Consider the following 15,902-nt stretch of genomic DNA (forward strand, 5'->3'; position numbering starts at 1 on the left):
CGACCCGACGATCACTCCGGGAAGTGGCAGGCCACGGCGTGCGGCTGGCCTTCCAGTTCCGGACGCTCCGTCCGACACTTGTCGGTGGCCTTCCAGCAGCGCGGGCTGAACGGGCAGCCGGGCGGAATGTTCACCGGCGACGGCAATTCACCCACCAGTTTGATCCGTTCCTTTCGGAGGGTCGGGTCGGCGATCGGCGTCGCCGAGAGCAGCGCCTTGGTATAGGGGTGCCGCTGGTGGCTGAAGATCGCCTCCTTGCTGCCCACCTCGACCGGACGGCCGAGGTACATCACGATGACATCGTCGGCGACGTGCTTCACCACCGACAGGTCGTGGCTGATGAACAGGTAGGCAAGGCCCAGCCGCTCCTGCAGGTCGACCAGCAGGTTCAGGATCTGGCTCTGGATCGACAGGTCGAGCGCCGAGACCGGCTCGTCGAGGACCAGCACCTTGGGCTCCAGCATCAGCGCCCGGCCCACGGCGATCCGCTGCCGCTGGCCACCCGAGAACATGTGCGGGTAGCGGTCGAAATGCTCGGGCCGCAGGCCCACGAGTTCCAGCATCTCCCGCGCCCGCCGCGTCCGTTCCTCGGCGGACATCTCGGGGCGGTTGATCACCAGCGGCTCCTCGAGGATCTGGCCGCAGCGCTGCCGTGGGTTGAGCGAGCCGTAGGGGTCCTGGAAGACGATCTGCACGGTGGTGCGCAGCTTGTCGTGGGTGTTCGGCCCGGCCTTCGTCCCGTCGAGCACGAAGCTGCCCGCGACCGGCTCCTCGATCATGGTGATGCAGCGCGCCAGGGTCGACTTCCCGCAGCCGGATTCGCCCACCACGGCAAGCGTCTTGCCCGGCTCGAGGGAAAAGGACGCGCCGGTCAGCGCGCGCACGATACGATCCTGACCGAACAGGCCGCCCTTCAGGACGTATTCCTGCGTCAGGTTCTCGGCGATGAGGACAGGCTCTGTCATACGCTTTCCTCTTGGGCCACGTTGAGCGGGTAATGGCAGCGGGCGAAGCCGAGCTCCGGCCCGCCGATTGGCGGCGCGACGGTGCGGCAACGCTCGTCGGCATGGGCGCAGCGCGGGCTGAACAGGCAGCCGGCCGGGCGGTCGAACTGGCCCGGAACCACGCCGGGGATCGTCGGCAGGTGCTTGGTGGTGGCGCGCTCAGGCAGGGCGGCCAGCAGCGCGGCGGTGTAGGGATGATGCGGCGTCGCAAACAGCGAGCGCACGTCCTGCATCTCCACCTTCTGACCGGCATATTGCACAGACACGCGCTCCGCGGTCTCCGCCACCACGCCCATGTCGTGAGTGATCAGGACCAGCGCCATCCCGGTTTCTTCCTGAAGCGAAGTCAGAAGCTCCAGGATCTGCGCCTGGATCGTCACGTCGAGCGCGGTCGTCGGCTCGTCGGCGATCAGCAGCTTCGGTTTGCAGGCGATCGCCATGGCGATCATCACCCGCTGGTTCATGCCGCCTGACATCTGGTGCGGGAAGGCCGAGAGCCGCGTCTCCGGCGCCGGGATGCCGACCTGTTCGAACAGCTCGACGGCGCGGGCCTGACGCTGTCTTCGGTCCATCCCGAGGTGGAACCGGAGCGCCTCCTTGATCTGGAAGCCCACGGTGTAGCACGGGTTGAGCGAGGTCATCGGCTCCTGGAAGATCATCGACATGTCCTTGCCGATGATCTGGCGCCGCTTGCGGGGCGAGATGCCGCGCAGGTCGTTGCCGTCGAAGGTGAGCTGGTCGGAGGTGATCGTCGCGGTCCAGGGCAGCAGGCCCATCATCGCGAGGAAGGCCACCGATTTGCCGGAGCCGGATTCGCCCACCACGGCGGTGATATCGCCCTTGTCGAGCGTCAGGTCGAAGCCGTCCACCGCGCGGAACGTGCCCGAGGTGGTGGCAAAATCGACAGACAGGTTGCGGACTTCGAGAAGCGCCATGTCGTCAGCTCCTCTTCAGCTTGGGATCGAGCGCGTCGCGCAGACCGTCGCCCATCAGGTTGATGGCCAGCACCGTGATCAGGATCGCAAGGCCGGGGAAGGTGACGACCCACCAGGCGCGCAGGATGAACTCCCGCGCCTCGGCGAGCATGGTGCCCCATTCCGGTGTCGGCGGCTGCGCGCCCATGCCGAGGAAGCCAAGCGCCGCCGCGTCGAGAATCGCGGTGGAGAAGGACAGCGCCGCCTGCACGATGATCGGGGCAAGGCAATTCGGGAGCACGGTGATGAACATCATCCGCCAGCGCCCCGCCCCTGCCACGCGGGCCGAGGTCACGTAATCCTTGTTGCGCTCCGACATCACCGAAGCACGGGTCAGGCGCACGTAATGCGGCTGCAGCACGATCGCGATGGCGATCATCGCGTTCAGGAGCGACGGGCCAAGGATCGCGACCAGGACCAGCGCCAGCAGCAGCGAGGGGAAGGCGAGGATCACGTCCATGATCCGCATGATGATCGTGTCGAGCCATCTCGGAGCGAAACCGGCGAGAAGGCCAACGGTGATCCCTCCGGTCGCCGCAACCACGACGACGACGATGCCCACGAAGAACGAGTAGCGCGCGCCCATGAGAAGCCGGGACAGCAGATCGCGACCGAGCGCGTCGGTGCCCAGAACGAAGGTCCAGTCGCCCCCTTCCTGCCACGCAGGAGGCTGCAGCAGGTGGTCACGGAACTGCGCGGTCGGGTCGTGTGGCACGATCAGTGGCGCGAAGATCGCGACGAAGAGGAAGGCGAGGAACACCCAGAGCCCGAACACCGCGCCGCGGTTCTCGCGGAAGTAGAACCAGAATTCCTTCAGGCGGCCCGGCCGCTCGATGTTTGCTGTTGCCTCGGCCATGTCAGGACTTCCGGATCTTCGGGTTGATGAAACCGTAGAGCACGTCGACGGTCAGGTTCACGATCATCACCATCACGGCGATCAGCAGCAGACCGCCCTGCACCACCGGGTAGTCGCGGCGATAGATCGAGTCGACCATCCATTTGCCGATGCCTGGCCAGGAAAAGATCGTCTCGGTCAGGATGGCGCCGGCCAGCAGCGTTCCGACCAGCAGGCCGATCACGGTGACCACGGGGATCAGCGCGTTGCGCAGCGCGTGGATATAGGTGACGCGGGAGGGCGGCAGGCCCTTGGCGCGGGCGGTGCGGATGTAGTCCTCGCTCAGCACCTCGAGCATGGCGGAACGGGTCTGACGCGCGATCACCGCGAGCGGGATGGTGCCAAGCACGATCGTCGGCAGGATCAGGTGGTTCACCGCCGAGGAGAAGGCGCCCTTCTGGCCCGAGAGCAGCGAGTCGATCAGCATGAAGCCGGTAACGTCGTCGAAGAAATAGATCAGCGAGATCCGCCCCGAGACCGGCGTCCAGCCGAGCCAGCCGGAGAAGACGATGATCATCAGCAGCGCCCACCAGAAGATCGGCATCGAGTAGCCGACCAGCGCGGTGGACATCAGCGTCCGGTCGAACAGCTTGCCCCGGTTGATCGCCGCGATGACGCCCGCCGGCAGGCCGAGGACCACGGCGAAGATCATGGCGCAGATCGACAACTCCAGCGTGGCCGGGAACAGCGCGAAGAATTCGTCGAACACCGGCTTCTTGGTGACGAAGCTGTTGCCGAGGTCCCCCTGAAGCACGCCGGTCATGTAATCCCAGTATTGGGCCAGGAGCGGCCTGTCGAAGCCGAACTGCGCCTGCAGTTCGGCGTATCGCTCATCGCTCATGCCCCGCTCGCCAGCCATCACGATGATCGGATCGCCCGGCAGCACCCGGATGAAAGAGAAGGAGATCAGCGTCACCCCGATGAAGGTCGGGACGAAGGTGAGCAGGCGGGACAGGAGGAAATTCAGCATTATCCGATTACCGTCAGGTCCTTTGGAAAGGTCGTCAGCGAGCGGCACCCGGTCTCCGTGACGAGGACATCATCCTCAATGCGGATCCCGAGGTCACCGATGGCGTATAGCCCGGGCTCCACGGTGATGACCATGCCGGGTTCGAGGATCTCGTGGTTGCCGCGCATCACCTGCGGCGCCTCGTGCACCGCCCGGCCTAAGCCGTGGCCGGTCTTGTGCCGGATGCGGTCGGCGAAGCGGGAGGCCTCGAGCACCGAAGTCACAGCGTCGTCGATGTCATGTGCGCTGACGCCCGGGCGGGTCGCCTCGATCCCGCGCAGGTTGGCGGAAAGCACCGTTTCATAGACCTCCTGCGCCTCGTCCGGCGCATGGCCCACGAAGAAGGTCCGCGTGATGTCGGCGTTGAGCCCGCCGATCCGGGCGCCGAAGTCGAACAGCAGGCAATCGCCGTCGCGCAGCGCGTAGTCGACGCGCGCATGGGCGTGGGGACGTGCGGAATTGTCGCCGCCGGCGACGATCGGGCCAAAGGCGTGATCCTCGGCCCCGTGGCGGAACAACGCCTGGGTCAGGAAGCTCTGCACTTCGGCCTCGGTCTGGCCGATGCGCACCTGCTCCAGGACCTCGGCCAGCGCCTTCTCGGAGGTGGCGATGGCGCATTCCATCGTGGCGATCTCGTCGGCGGTCTTGACCCGACGCAGCGCCGAGATCTCGCGTTCGGCATCCAGCACCTGCAGGCCCGGGATCGCGGTGACCAGCGCGTGGTGCACAAAGACCCGCATCACCTGGCCCTCCACCGCGAGCGTCTTCAGCGGCAGGTGCCGGGCGAGCGCGGCAAAGGCTTCGGAATAGCCATCCTGGTCGCGCCAGTCAAAAACCTCGCCCTCGAAGGCAAGCGGCTCGAAGCTGCGGAGTTCGAGGTTCGGCACGATGGCCACCGGCGCGCCCTCGACGGGGATCACGACAACCAGCGGACGCTCGAGGCTGTGGAAAGAGGCGTTGTAGAGGCGTTCGAAGTTTGCGCCCGGAACGAGCGCGACCGCATCCGCGCCAAGCGAGCGTGCGATGCGGCGATAGTCGCTGTAGCGATCCATATTGTCAGGGAACCCGAAAGAGGGACCGGGGCGCCTGAGCGCCCCGGACCACGGTTGAGATTATTCGGCGATGCTGACGCCGTAGAAGATGTGGCCGCCGAGCGGGTGGACCTTGTAGCCCTCCACCTCGGGACGCATCGGCATGAAGACGACCGAGTGGGCGATGGTGGCCCAAGGCGCCTGCTCCTTGAAGATGACCTGCGCCTCTTCGTAGAGCGCGGTGCGCTCCGCGACGTCGGTGGTGACCTTGGCCTTCTGGATCACTTCCTCGAAGGGCTCGTAGCACCACTGGGCGCGGTTCGAGTTCTCGACACCGTCGCAGCCGAGCAGAACGGCGAGGAAGTTGTCCGGGTCACCGTTGTCGCCGGTCCAGCCGAGCAGGATGGCACCGTCACGATCAAGCTCGCGCGAGCGGCTGAGGTACTCACCCCACTCGTAGGAAACGATCTCCACGTCGACGCCGATGTTGGCCATGTCGGCCTGGATCAGCTCGGCCATGCGGCGGGCGTTCGGGTTGTACGGACGCTGCACCGGCATCGCCCAGACCTTCATGCTGAGGTCGGTGACGCCCTCGGCCTCGAGCGCAGCCTTGGCGGCTTCCGGATCGAACGCATCGTCTTCAATCGCGTCGTTGTAGGACCACATGGTCGGCGGGATCGGGTTCTTGGCGATCTGGCCGGAGCCCTGGAACACGACGTCGATGATGGCCTGCTTGTCGATGGCCATATTGAGCGCCTTGCGGACCTTCGGGTTGTCGAAGGGCGCCTGGGTCGTGTTGTAGGCGAGGTAGCCGACGTTCAGGCCTTCCTGCTCCATCACGTTGATGTCCGGGTTGTCCTTCATCGCCTGGATGTCGGCCGGGTTCGGATAGGGCATCACATGGCATTCGCCGGCCTGCAGCTTCTGGTAGCGGACAGACGCGTCGGGCGTGATCGCGAATACCAGGTTTTCGATGGCCGCCGGATCGCGCCAGTACTCGTCATTACGCACGAAGCGGATGACGGCGTCCTTCTGATAGGCCACGAACTTGAACGGGCCGGTGCCGATCGGCGCCTGGTTCAGCTGCTCGGGCGTGCCTGCCTCGAGCATGGCGTCAGCATATTCCTTGGACACGATCGAGGCGAAGCCCATGGCGAGGTTCGCGATCATCGGCGCTTCCGGCCGGTTCAGCACGAATTTCACCGTGTAATCGTCGACCTTGACGATTTCCTTCAGCAGGTCGGGCATCGACATGCCGTCGAAGTATTCCCAGGTGCCGCCGGAGACACCCTTGTAGGGGTTGTCCTCTTTCCACTGGCGCTCGAACGAGAAGATCACGTCGTCGGCGTTGAAGTCGCGGGTCGGCGTGAAGGCGTCGTTGCTGTGGAATTTGACGCCCTGACGAAGGTTGAAGGTATACTCCAGCCCGTCCTCGGAAACTTCCCAGCTCTCGGCGAGGCCCGGGATCACGTTGGTGGTGCCGGTCTCGAAGAGCACGAGCTTGTCGTAGATCGGGTGCTCGGAGGCATCGAAGGTTGTGCCCGAGGTATAGAGCGCCGGGTCGAAGCCTTCGGGCGAGCCCTCGGAGCAATATACGAGTGTCTGCGCCGAAGCCGCACCGGCAAGAACGCCAGCACACATGAGCGCTGCGGTAAATGTCCGCGTCTGTTTCATAAGTAGTCTCCCTGCGAGATCTGCCCACTTACGGGGCACATGCACAAAGTTAGACAACCAAACCAAAATGGATGCAAGCCGGGCCTCCGCTTCCCGTAACGACAGCAGAGCCGTTCCGCGCGCCGAGCTGGATGTTCTATGGGCGGTTGCCGGGTTCGTGACCGCTGGACGCCGCCAGCGCCGCAAGATCGGCCACTGTATCAACGTCGGCAAGCACGTCCGCAGCCACCGTCACCAACGCGGTCGAGGGCAAGCCGCGCAGGAGCGCCCCTGCCCCGCGATCGCCCTGCAGCCCGGACAAAGCGGCAAGATCGGATTGCGGAAAGCAGGCGGGGGGCATCCTGCGGCGGCCGTCCGTCACCGCACTGGCGCAGGTTGCGCCACATCGCTCGAGCACGGCCTGCATCACCTCGGCCCCGACCAGCGGCATATCGGCCAGCGCGATCAGCAGGCGATCCGCACCGAGCGCCCGGGCTCGCGCCACGCCCGCCCGGAGGTTGTCGGCCTGGCCGGCCATATCGCCCGCGCCGGGCACCCTCTCGAACCCCTCGAACAGGGCCGCGACCTCCGCCGAGGAGGTGACGACCAGCCGGTGATCGAGCGCGACACCCCGCATGGCTTCGGCCGCGCAGGCCGCGAGGGGACGGCCTCGGAACGGGGCCAGCAGCTTGTTCTCCGACCCGAACCGCGCGGATCGGCCCGCTGCCAGGATCAGCCCGACCCGTGTCATGCCCGCACCCAGGGCGCCTCCGCGAGGATCTCGGCGAGGACAGAGACGGCAAGCGTGCGCGCATCCCGTGCGGAGGGAATCAGCCCCACCGGGCCGTGCAGCCGCGCCCGCGCGTCCTCCGGCACACCCATGCCTTCCAGCATCAGCAGCCGTGCATCCCGCGCCCGCTGGCTTCCCTGAGCGCCGATATAGAACGCGTCCGTCGCAAGCGCGCCCTCCAGGATCGGCGGCTCCCAGTCGTGATCGTGGAAGAACAGCACAATCGCCGTCCAGGCATCGACGGCCACATCCTCCGGCAGGAACGGCCGCACCAGGTGCCGCGTCTCGCTCCCGGCGCGCGCGGCTTCCTCCAGCGTCTCGGCATCGGGCGAGAGCAGCATGTTGGGATAGCCTGCCGACTTCACCAGCGCGGCGAACGTGCTCGCCTCGGGCCCCTTGCCGAACACCAGGAACCGCAGTTCCGGAAGGCAGCGCAGGCGGAACAGGCCGGCGTCGCGGCCGGTCTCGCCCGTCTCCCGGATCGCCATCGCGCCGGTCTCCTCCGCCACTTCCAGCGTGCAGGGCTGGCGCGCCGCCCGCCGCTGCGCGAGATCACCCAACGCCTCGCGGTCCGGCCGCGGCAGGAGCAGGATGTCGAGCCCGCCGCCGCAGGGAAGCTGGATGTCGATGAAGGGCGAGCCGCGCCCGTAGCGCAGCACCGTGGGCCGCCCCCGCTCCAGCGTCTCCAGCGCGTGCAGCGCGATGTCGGATTCCACGCAGCCCGACGACAGCGTCCCCGCCCGCGCGCCATCGGCAAAGATCGCCATCGTGGCTCCGACCGGCCGGTAGGATGGCCCCTCGACCCCGACGATCACTGCCAGCACAGACTCCTCCGGCCGAGAGAGCAGCTCTGAAATTGGGTCCCTTGCCGGACCCGAAACGATTTCGGTCATTTTCCCCCCGCGTTTCGACCATTCTTAGACCGCCGCCGCCGCGGGGCAAGCGCTCCGAAACGTGGACAGCGGCGAAACTGCCGCCTAGTCTTCCCCGAACCGCAAGCAGGAGGAGCGCGCGACCTTGGGCGAGATCCCTTCATCCATCGACGACACCATCGCGCTGCTCAACGGGCAGAACTACGTCTGCGGCCGCGACCTGGGCACCGTCGCCTTCCTGGCGCTGCGCCTCGGAAAGCCGCTCTTCCTCGAAGGCGAGGCCGGCGTCGGCAAGACGGAGATCGCCAAGGCGCTTGCCGCGGCCCTCGGCCGCCGCCTGATCCGCCTGCAATGCTACGAGGGGCTCGACGCCGCCTCCGCGATCTACGAGTGGAACTTCTCCGCCCAGATGATCGCGATCCGCACCGCCGAGGCCACTGGCGGGGCCGACCGGGCTGCCCTCCAGAGCGAGCTCTTCTCCGAGGATTTCCTGATCCGCCGCCCGCTGCTGGAGGCGATGGAACCCCATGCCGAAGGGCCGCCCGTGCTGCTGATCGACGAGATCGACCGCACCGACGAACCTTTTGAGGCCTTCCTGCTCGAGGCGCTTTCCGATTTCCAGGTCACCATCCCCGAGCTTGGCCCGATCCGCGCCCCCGAACCGCCGATCGTGGTGCTGACGTCGAATCGCACCCGCGAGGTGCACGACGCGCTGAAGCGGCGCTGCCTGTATCACTGGGTCGATTACCCGAATTTCACCCGCGAGATGGAGATCCTGCGCGCCCGCGTGCCGGAGGCGACCGATGCGCTCTCCGCCGAGATCGTCGCCTTCGTCCAGAGCCTGCGCGGCGCGGACCTGTTCAAGACCCCCGGCGTGGCCGAGAGCATCGACTGGGCGCGCTGCCTGATCGCGCTCGACACGGTGGCACTCTCGCCCGATGTCATCTCCGACACGCTCGGCGGGCTGCTGAAATACCAGGACGACATCACCCGCATCGCCGGCGCCGAGGCGACGCGCCTGCTCGACGAGGCCAAGGCCCGCCTCGCCACCGCGGGATGACCGCCGCGCGCCGGCCCGGCGAGGTCGACGGCCGGCTGGTCGAGAACATCGTCCATTTCACCCGCGCCCTGCGCAAGGCGGGCGTGAAGGTCGGCACAGCGCAGGTCGAGAACGCGGTGTGCGCGGTCGAGGCCGCGGGCTTCACCCACCGGGTCGATTTCTACCACACCCTGCGGGCGACCCTGATCAACCGCGCCAGCGACCTCGAGATCTACCACCAGATCTTCGCCATGTTCTGGCGCGACCCCGACTTCCTCGAACACATGATCCACATGCTCTCGCCGTCCCTGCGCGGTCAGCCGGAGGACACCCGCCCCAAGGCCGCCGAACGCCGTGCCTCCGACGCCCTCGGCGACCGGCCGGAGCGCCCGCCTCCGAAAAAGGATCGGCAGGAGATCGAGATCAAGGCGCATCTGAGCTGGTCCGACACCGAGCGGCTCAGGGCAATGGATTTCGAACAGATGAGCGCCTCCGAGCTGGCCGAGGCCACCCGCGCGATCCGCACCCTGCGCCTGCCGGTGCCGCCGATCCGCACCCGGCGCCAGGCCCCTGCCCCCCATGGCCGGCACCCCGACATCCACGCCACGTTGCGCCACTCGTTGCGTCGGGGCGGCGAGATCGATCGGCTGTCGACCACCCGTCCCCGCCTGCGCCCGCCGGACCTGGTTGCGCTCTGCGACATCTCGGGGTCGATGTCGATCTACTCGCGGATGCTGATGCATTTCCTGCACGCCCTGGGGCAGGCGCAGGACGGCGCCTGGGGCCGCATCCACAGCTTCACCTTCGGCACGCGGCTGAGCAACGTCACCCGCGCGCTGCACCACAAGGATCCCGACCTAGCGCTGGAGGCGGTCGGCCGAGAGGCGCAGGACTGGCGTGGCGGCACGCGGATCGGCGAGGCTCTGGAGCGGTTCAACAAGGACTGGTCACGCCGGGTGCTCGGACGCGGCGCCGTGGTGCTGCTGATCTCGGACGGGCTGGAACGCGGCGACCCGGACCTGCTCAACCAGCAGGCCGAGCGGCTCGCCCTGTCCTGCCGGCACCTGATCTGGCTCAACCCGCTGCTGCGCTTCGACGGCTTTGCGCCCCAGGCCGGCGGCATCCGGGCGCTGCTGCCGCATGTCGACAGCTTCGCCGCCTGCCACTCGCTCGACACTCTCGCGGACCTTTCGTCTGCGTTGACCGGCGCGGGCCACAAGACCCGCCTTCTGGCAGGCCTCGACAGCTGATCCGCCGCGCACGGTTCGCTTCTTCTGTCCGGAAATATCTCCGCCGGAGGCACGATCTTTCTCCGAAAGATCGGCCGCGCCTTATGGCGCGGTCATTCCTTTTCCATGGTGCATTGCAGCGGGTGCTGGTGCCGGCGGGCGAAATCCATCACTTGCGCCACTTTCGTCTCGGCCACCTCGTGGCTGAACACGCCCACAACGGCAACGCCGCGCTTGTGAACCACCAGCATCAACTCGAAAGCCTGCGCATGGGTCATCCCGAAGAAACGTTCGAGGATATGGACCACGAATTCCATCGGCGTATAGTCGTCGTTCAGCAGCAACACCTTGTAGAGCGGCGGACGCTGGGTGCGCGGCCGCGTCTTGGTGGCCACACCCGTCTCGCCGTCGGTCCGGTCGTCATCGTCTGCGGACAGGATGGGATCGCTCAGGCGTTTCAAGGCGCGGTGCGCTCCATTGGCTACTGGGAATTGGGGCGTTCGTTGCGGTTATATAGTCGTCACACAGGGTCTGAAAAGGGTTCAGACGCGCGTGGCGGGGGGAATGGGCGATGAAAATCACCACAATCGGTTTCGACGCGGACGATACACTTTGGCACAACGAGCGCTTCTACGTGCTGACGCAGGACCGATTCGCCGACCTTCTGAGCGATTACGGCGACCGTGACAACCTCGACGAGCGCCTGCTCGAGGCCGAGAGGCGCAACATTGGCCACTACGGTTACGGCATCAAGGGATTCATGCTGTCGATGATCGAGACCGCGATCGAGGTCACCGATTCCCGGGTGCCAGCCTCGGTGATCCACCGGATTCTCGAAATCGGCCAGGACATGCTCCGCCACCCCATCGAGCTTCTTCCCGAGGCCCGCGCCGCGGTGGAGGCGATGGCGGCTTCCCATCACCGCGTCCTGCTGATCACCAAGGGCGACCTTCTGGACCAGGAGCGCAAGCTCACGGAATCGGGGCTGTGGGAGTATTTCGACGGGGTGGAGATCGTCTCGGAAAAGACACCTGAGGTCTACGCCCGCGTTTTCTCGGCCCACGGTGACGGTCCGGAGCGGGCCCTGATGGTCGGCAATTCGCTTAAATCCGACGTTCTTCCAGCCATCGGGGCCGGTGCCTGGGGCGTGCATGTGCCCTTCCAGCTGGCCTGGGCTCTGGAACAGGCCGAGGCGCCGGAAGGCCACGCACGTTTTCGTGTTCTGGAGAATCTCGGACAGTTGGCCGACCTGGTGGACGAGATCGGCTGAGATCTGGTGCCTTGGGCCAAATTGGCCCCGAGATGTTGCGATGTGGCTTGAATGTCACCTCAAAAGCGCTTGAAAGCGAACGCTTTTCGACTCCCCTTCGGCGTGCTACCTTTGTCACGAGCAAAGAATCCGACCCGGAAAACCGGGCGGGACGAGGCAGACAGAGGCAGGCATCGAGATGACGACGAGCATTGGCGGGCGCCGTGCGCTCGCAATTTCCGTGATATTTATCCTCACCTTCGGTGTCATGATCGGCACCAGCATCCGTGCCGGCGCGGCGCCGTTCGCCGCCATGGTGATGGACGCACGCAGCGGCGAGGTGCTGTATTCCCAGAACGCCGACACCCGGATACACCCGGCATCGCTCACCAAGATGATGACGCTCTACGTCGCCTTCGAGGCGATCGAGCATGGCGAGATCGGGCTCGACACCAAGGTCCGCATCTCCAAGAAGGCGGCGAACGAGGTGCCTTCGAAGCTGGGACTGCAGGCCGGGCAGACCATCGAGCTCCGTTACCTGATCCGCGCCGCAGCGGTGAAGTCGGCCAACGATGCCGCCACCGCGATCGGCGAGGCGATCGAGGGCAGCGAGGCCGCCTATGCCCGGCGCATGAACCGCACCGCCAAGGCGCTCGGCATGACCCGGACGACTTTCAAGAACATGCACGGCCTGACCGAAGAGGGGCACATGTCGACCGCCCGCGACATGACGATCCTCGGCCGTCACCTGTTCTATGACTACCCGGCCTACTACAACCTGTTCTCTCGCCTCGAGACGGATGCCAAGCTTCGCACGGTCGCGAACACCAACCGGAAGTTCCTGAGCTCCTACAAGGGTGCCGACGGGATCAAGACCGGGTTCACCAACGCCGCCGGCTCCAATCTCGTGGCCTCGGCGCATCGCGGCGACACCCGAATCATCACCACCGTCATGGGCGCCACCTCCAGCACCGCGCGCAACGCGAAGGTCGCAGAGCTGATGGACATGGGCTTCAGCCGCGCCCCGCGCATGGCCAATGTCCGCAAGCCGGCCCCGCCGCAATATGTCGGCAACGGCTCCGCGCCCGGGGCAAAGACCATCCAGGTCGCCAGTGCCGTCAACCAGTCGATCCGGCCGGTCGGCCGCCCGATCCGTGGTGCGCCAGCCGATGTGAAGCTCGCGGCGATGCAGACGGGGATCGAGGCCGCGGTGGCGCTGGCCGCCGGGGCGAAGGACGCCATCGAGGACGCAGTGGAAACCGCGGCCGTCACCTCCACCGAATCCTCCGCGGCGCGGCCTCAGGCAGACACCGAGGCGGAGACGGTCCAGATGGCCGCCTTTACCTCAAGCCCCAACCCGGAACCACGCCCTAGACGGCTCGACTTCGCCGCCGCTAAACCGCAGGCGCAAACCGCCGCCGAACAGGTCGTCGTCAGCCGCGTTTCCACCTCGGGGGGCCGCCGCTGGGGCATCAACATCGGCGCCTATCCCTCGCGGTACAAGGCCGAGCGCGTGCTGCTGAAGACCGCCCTCACCGAGATGGCGACGCTGGATGGCGCGTTGCGCAAGGTTGCCCAGGGTGCCAAGGGGTTCGAGGCCAGTTTCATCGGCCTCAGCGAAGAGCAGGCCGGCCTTGCCTGCCGCAAGCTCGAAGCCCGCGGCACCGAATGCAGGACCATCGGTCCGAACGGTTCCTGACCGGTTACGGCTCGATCCAAACCACTCACGCACAAATGGCGGCCTGTCGGGGCCGCCATTTTCGTTTCGCCGGCGCGCGACCGATCAGGACTTGGGCGTGTCGTCGAACTCGTCCGACAGGATCCGATGACTGTCGCCTTCCGGATCGTCGTATTGATCGCTGCGGACCGTCCAGAAGAACGCGACAAGGCCCAGCCCGCCGAGAAACAGCGAGATCGGGATCAGGAAGGCGAGGACTTCCATTGCGTCACCTCAGGCGGAGCGAGTTCAGGGAGACGGTGATCGAGGAGGCCGACATCGCCAGTGCCGCCGCCAGCGGGGTGGCGAAGCCGGCGATGGCGATGGGCACTGCGATCACATTGTAGACCGTGGCGATGGTGAAGTTCTCCCGGATCCGGGTCACGGCGGAGCGTGCCGTGGTGACCGCGGCGGAAATCGGGGCGATGTCCTCGCCGAGCAGCACGATGTCGGAGGCCACCCGCGCCGCATCGAGCGCCGAAGCCGGCGAGATCGAGGCATGGGCGGCCGCCAGCGCGGCGGTGTCGTTCAGGCCGTCGCCGACCATCAGCACCCGCCGACCGGCCGCGGCGAGTTCCTCGACCCGCGCGGCCTTGTCCGCGGGCAGCGCCTCGGCCGTCACGTCCTCGATGCCCAGCCGCTCGGCAAAGGCGCGGACCGCCGGCGCGGCGTCGCCCGAGATCAGCGCGACGTGCAGCCCGGCGTCCTTGAGCCCGCGCACGGCCTCCTCGGCGCCCGGCCGCAAACGGTCGGTGAAGCCGAAGCAGACAGGCGCCTCGCCCTCGACCGCGAGCCAGGCCGAGGTGCGCGCGCCGGGCGCCGCGCCGACCCAGGCCGCCCGGCCGAGCCGGACGCGACGCCCCTGCCACTGGGCCTCGGTGCCATAGCCCGGCACTTCCGCGAGCGAATCGACCGACGCTGGCACAATGCCACGCGCCTGCGCGGCCTCTGCGAGCGCGCGAGAGAGCGGGTGCGACGAACCCTCCGCCAGCCCTGCCGCGAGCGCCATGACCTCTTCGGGGATCGCCTCCGGCTCCTCCAGCTCTGGCGCACCCAGCGTGAGCGTGCCGGTCTTGTCGAAGATCACAGTGTCGACTTCGGCCAGCCGCTCCAGCGCGGTGCCGTCCTTGATCAGCATCCCCTTGCGGAACAGCTTGCCGGAGGCGGCGGTGGTCACCGCCGGCACGGCCAGCCCGAGGGCGCAGGGGCATGTGATGATAAGCACCGCCGCGGCGATGTTGAGCGCCAGCCGCGCGTCCTGCGTGTAGAGATACCAGCCGATTGCGGCAACGGCTGAGAGGATGTGCACGCCCGGCGCATAGAGCCCCGCCGCGCGGTCGGCGAGCGAGGTGTAGCGGTTCTTGGTGCTCTCGGCCATCGCCACGAGGTCGGCCATCCGGTGCAGGGAGCTGTCGCGCCCGGCGGCGGTGACGCGGATCGTAAGCGGGCCGGTCAGGTTGACTTCGCCCGCGCTCACCTCGCGCCCCGGCTCGGCAAAGACGGGCAGCGTCTCGCCGGTCAGCAACGACCGGTCGATCTCGCTAGTTCCTTCGGCAATCACCCCGTCCACCGGCATCCGCCCGCCGGGACGCACGCGGATCAGGTCGCCCGGAACGAGCTCCGCCACGTTCACCACCTGAGGTGCGCCATCGACCAAGCGCTCCGCGCGCGGAACCTCCAGCGCCGCAAGCTCCTCGGCGGCGGAGCGGGCGATGGCGCGGGTCCGGTGGTCTAGGTAGCGACCGGCCAGCAGGAAGAAGGTAAGCGAGATCGCGGCGTCGAAATAGGCGTGCTCGCCCGAATGTGCGGTCTCGTAGAGCGAGGTGCCGAGCGCCAGCAGGATTGCCAGCGTGATCGGTACGTCCATGTTGAGCCGCCCGTGCCTGAGCGCCGCCCAGGCGTTGCGGAAGAACGGCTGGCCGCAGAATGCGATGGCTGGGAAGGCGATCAGCGCCGAGATCCAGTGGAACAGGTCGCGGGTGGCATCGGCCGCCCCGGACCAGACCGCTACGGACAGCAGCATGACGTTCATCGCGGCGAAACCCGCCACCGCCAGCCGCATCAGCAGTTCGCGCCCTTGACGGTCCGTCGCCGTAGCGCTGAGCGCCGCGCTCTCCAGCTCGTGCGCCTCGTAACCCACGCCGTTGACCGCTTTAACCAGGGCCTCGGCGGTCACGCCGGGATCGGCCTCCACCGTCGCGCGCTTCAGCGTCAGGTTGACCCGCGCCGAGCGCACGCCCGGGTGGGCGTCGAGGGCCCGCTCCACCGTGGTGATGCAGGCCGCGCAATGGATGCCGGGAAGGGACAGAAGCAGCCGGCCGGGTCCGGCCTCCTCCGTCCGTGCGCCGCTCGCTGCAATGCGCCGGGCCATCGGCGCGGCATCGCAGGCCGGGCAGGCGGAGGCGGTGGTCGGAGCGCTGTAGGTGCTGTCGGTCATTCC

General features: G+C 67.1%; 15 protein-coding genes. 4 read left to right on the forward strand and 11 right to left on the reverse strand.

The window, feature by feature from the left end; genetic code table 11:
- Positions 1-11 precede the first annotated feature (11 nt).
- From ACFQ2S_RS19155 to ACFQ2S_RS19190, 8 genes are all read right to left on the reverse strand, one after another.
- Entirely contained in the window at positions 12-965 is a 954-nt protein-coding gene (locus ACFQ2S_RS19155; protein ID WP_386076954.1) for an ABC transporter ATP-binding protein, read from the reverse strand.
- Complete coding sequence (locus ACFQ2S_RS19160; RefSeq protein ID WP_386076956.1) at positions 962-1,939, reverse strand: ABC transporter ATP-binding protein; 978 nt, start codon at positions 1,937-1,939, stop codon at positions 962-964. The genes ACFQ2S_RS19155 and ACFQ2S_RS19160 overlap by 4 nt, the downstream gene beginning before the upstream one ends.
- Positions 1,940-1,943: 4 nt before the next feature.
- Positions 1,944-2,834, reverse strand: coding sequence for an ABC transporter permease subunit (locus ACFQ2S_RS19165; RefSeq protein ID WP_386076958.1), 891 nt, complete (start codon positions 2,832-2,834; stop codon positions 1,944-1,946).
- Between the two features lies 1 nt (position 2,835).
- Positions 2,836-3,843 (reverse strand): ABC transporter permease subunit, encoded by a 1,008-nt coding sequence (locus ACFQ2S_RS19170; protein WP_386076960.1) that lies wholly within the window; start codon positions 3,841-3,843, stop codon positions 2,836-2,838.
- Positions 3,843-4,934, reverse strand: a complete 1,092-nt coding sequence (locus ACFQ2S_RS19175) for a M24 family metallopeptidase (protein ID WP_386076961.1) — start codon at positions 4,932-4,934, stop codon at positions 3,843-3,845. The genes ACFQ2S_RS19170 and ACFQ2S_RS19175 overlap by 1 nt, the downstream gene beginning before the upstream one ends.
- Before the next feature lie 60 nt (positions 4,935-4,994).
- Positions 4,995-6,587: an ABC transporter substrate-binding protein gene (locus tag ACFQ2S_RS19180; RefSeq protein ID WP_386076963.1), complete on the reverse strand. Its 1,593-nt coding sequence runs from the start codon at positions 6,585-6,587 to the stop codon at positions 4,995-4,997.
- A gap of 136 nt (positions 6,588-6,723) precedes the next feature.
- The gene (locus ACFQ2S_RS19185) at positions 6,724-7,317 is read right to left on the reverse strand and encodes an NTP transferase domain-containing protein (RefSeq protein WP_386076965.1); all 594 of its coding nucleotides are present in this window, start codon (positions 7,315-7,317) and stop codon (positions 6,724-6,726) included.
- Positions 7,314-8,249 (reverse strand): XdhC family protein, encoded by a 936-nt coding sequence (locus ACFQ2S_RS19190; protein ID WP_386076967.1) that lies wholly within the window; start codon positions 8,247-8,249, stop codon positions 7,314-7,316. The genes ACFQ2S_RS19185 and ACFQ2S_RS19190 overlap by 4 nt, the downstream gene beginning before the upstream one ends.
- Before the next feature lie 124 nt (positions 8,250-8,373).
- Between ACFQ2S_RS19190 and ACFQ2S_RS19195 the strand changes: the two genes are divergently transcribed.
- Together ACFQ2S_RS19195 and ACFQ2S_RS19200 are read left to right on the forward strand one after the other, a co-directional pair.
- Entirely contained in the window at positions 8,374-9,288 is a 915-nt protein-coding gene (locus tag ACFQ2S_RS19195) for an AAA family ATPase (RefSeq protein ID WP_386076968.1), read from the forward strand.
- On the forward strand, positions 9,285-10,517 hold the full coding sequence (locus ACFQ2S_RS19200; RefSeq protein ID WP_386076970.1) for a vWA domain-containing protein: 1,233 nt from the start codon (positions 9,285-9,287) through the stop codon (positions 10,515-10,517). Before ACFQ2S_RS19195 ends, ACFQ2S_RS19200 begins: the two co-directional genes overlap by 4 nt.
- Positions 10,518-10,609: 92 nt before the next feature.
- Here the strand turns inward: ACFQ2S_RS19200 and clpS are convergent, their stop codons facing one another.
- Entirely contained in the window at positions 10,610-10,936 is a 327-nt protein-coding gene (gene clpS / locus ACFQ2S_RS19205) for an ATP-dependent Clp protease adapter ClpS (protein ID WP_245837724.1), read from the reverse strand.
- A 131-nt stretch (positions 10,937-11,067) separates the two neighbouring features.
- On the opposite strand from clpS, the gene ACFQ2S_RS19210 reads away from it, so the two are divergent.
- Both ACFQ2S_RS19210 and ACFQ2S_RS19215 read left to right on the forward strand, forming a co-directional pair.
- Positions 11,068-11,766 (forward strand): HAD family hydrolase, encoded by a 699-nt coding sequence (locus tag ACFQ2S_RS19210; RefSeq protein ID WP_386076971.1) that lies wholly within the window; start codon positions 11,068-11,070, stop codon positions 11,764-11,766.
- A 178-nt stretch (positions 11,767-11,944) separates the two neighbouring features.
- Complete coding sequence (locus ACFQ2S_RS19215; RefSeq protein ID WP_386076972.1) at positions 11,945-13,444, forward strand: D-alanyl-D-alanine carboxypeptidase family protein; 1,500 nt, start codon at positions 11,945-11,947, stop codon at positions 13,442-13,444.
- 84 nt (positions 13,445-13,528) lie between these two features.
- Here the strand turns inward: ACFQ2S_RS19215 and ccoS are convergent, their stop codons facing one another.
- Both ccoS and ACFQ2S_RS19225 read right to left on the reverse strand, forming a co-directional pair.
- Positions 13,529-13,687, reverse strand: a complete 159-nt coding sequence (gene ccoS / locus ACFQ2S_RS19220) for a cbb3-type cytochrome oxidase assembly protein CcoS (RefSeq protein ID WP_386076974.1) — start codon at positions 13,685-13,687, stop codon at positions 13,529-13,531.
- Between the two features lie 4 nt (positions 13,688-13,691).
- Positions 13,692-15,899: a heavy metal translocating P-type ATPase gene (locus tag ACFQ2S_RS19225; protein WP_386076976.1), complete on the reverse strand. Its 2,208-nt coding sequence runs from the start codon at positions 15,897-15,899 to the stop codon at positions 13,692-13,694.
- Positions 15,900-15,902 lie beyond the last annotated feature (3 nt).

Origin of the sequence: Tropicimonas aquimaris (assembly GCF_042676185.1) — a bacterium.
In the GTDB taxonomy this organism is placed as follows: Bacteria; Pseudomonadota; Alphaproteobacteria; order Rhodobacterales; family Rhodobacteraceae; genus Tropicimonas; species Tropicimonas aquimaris.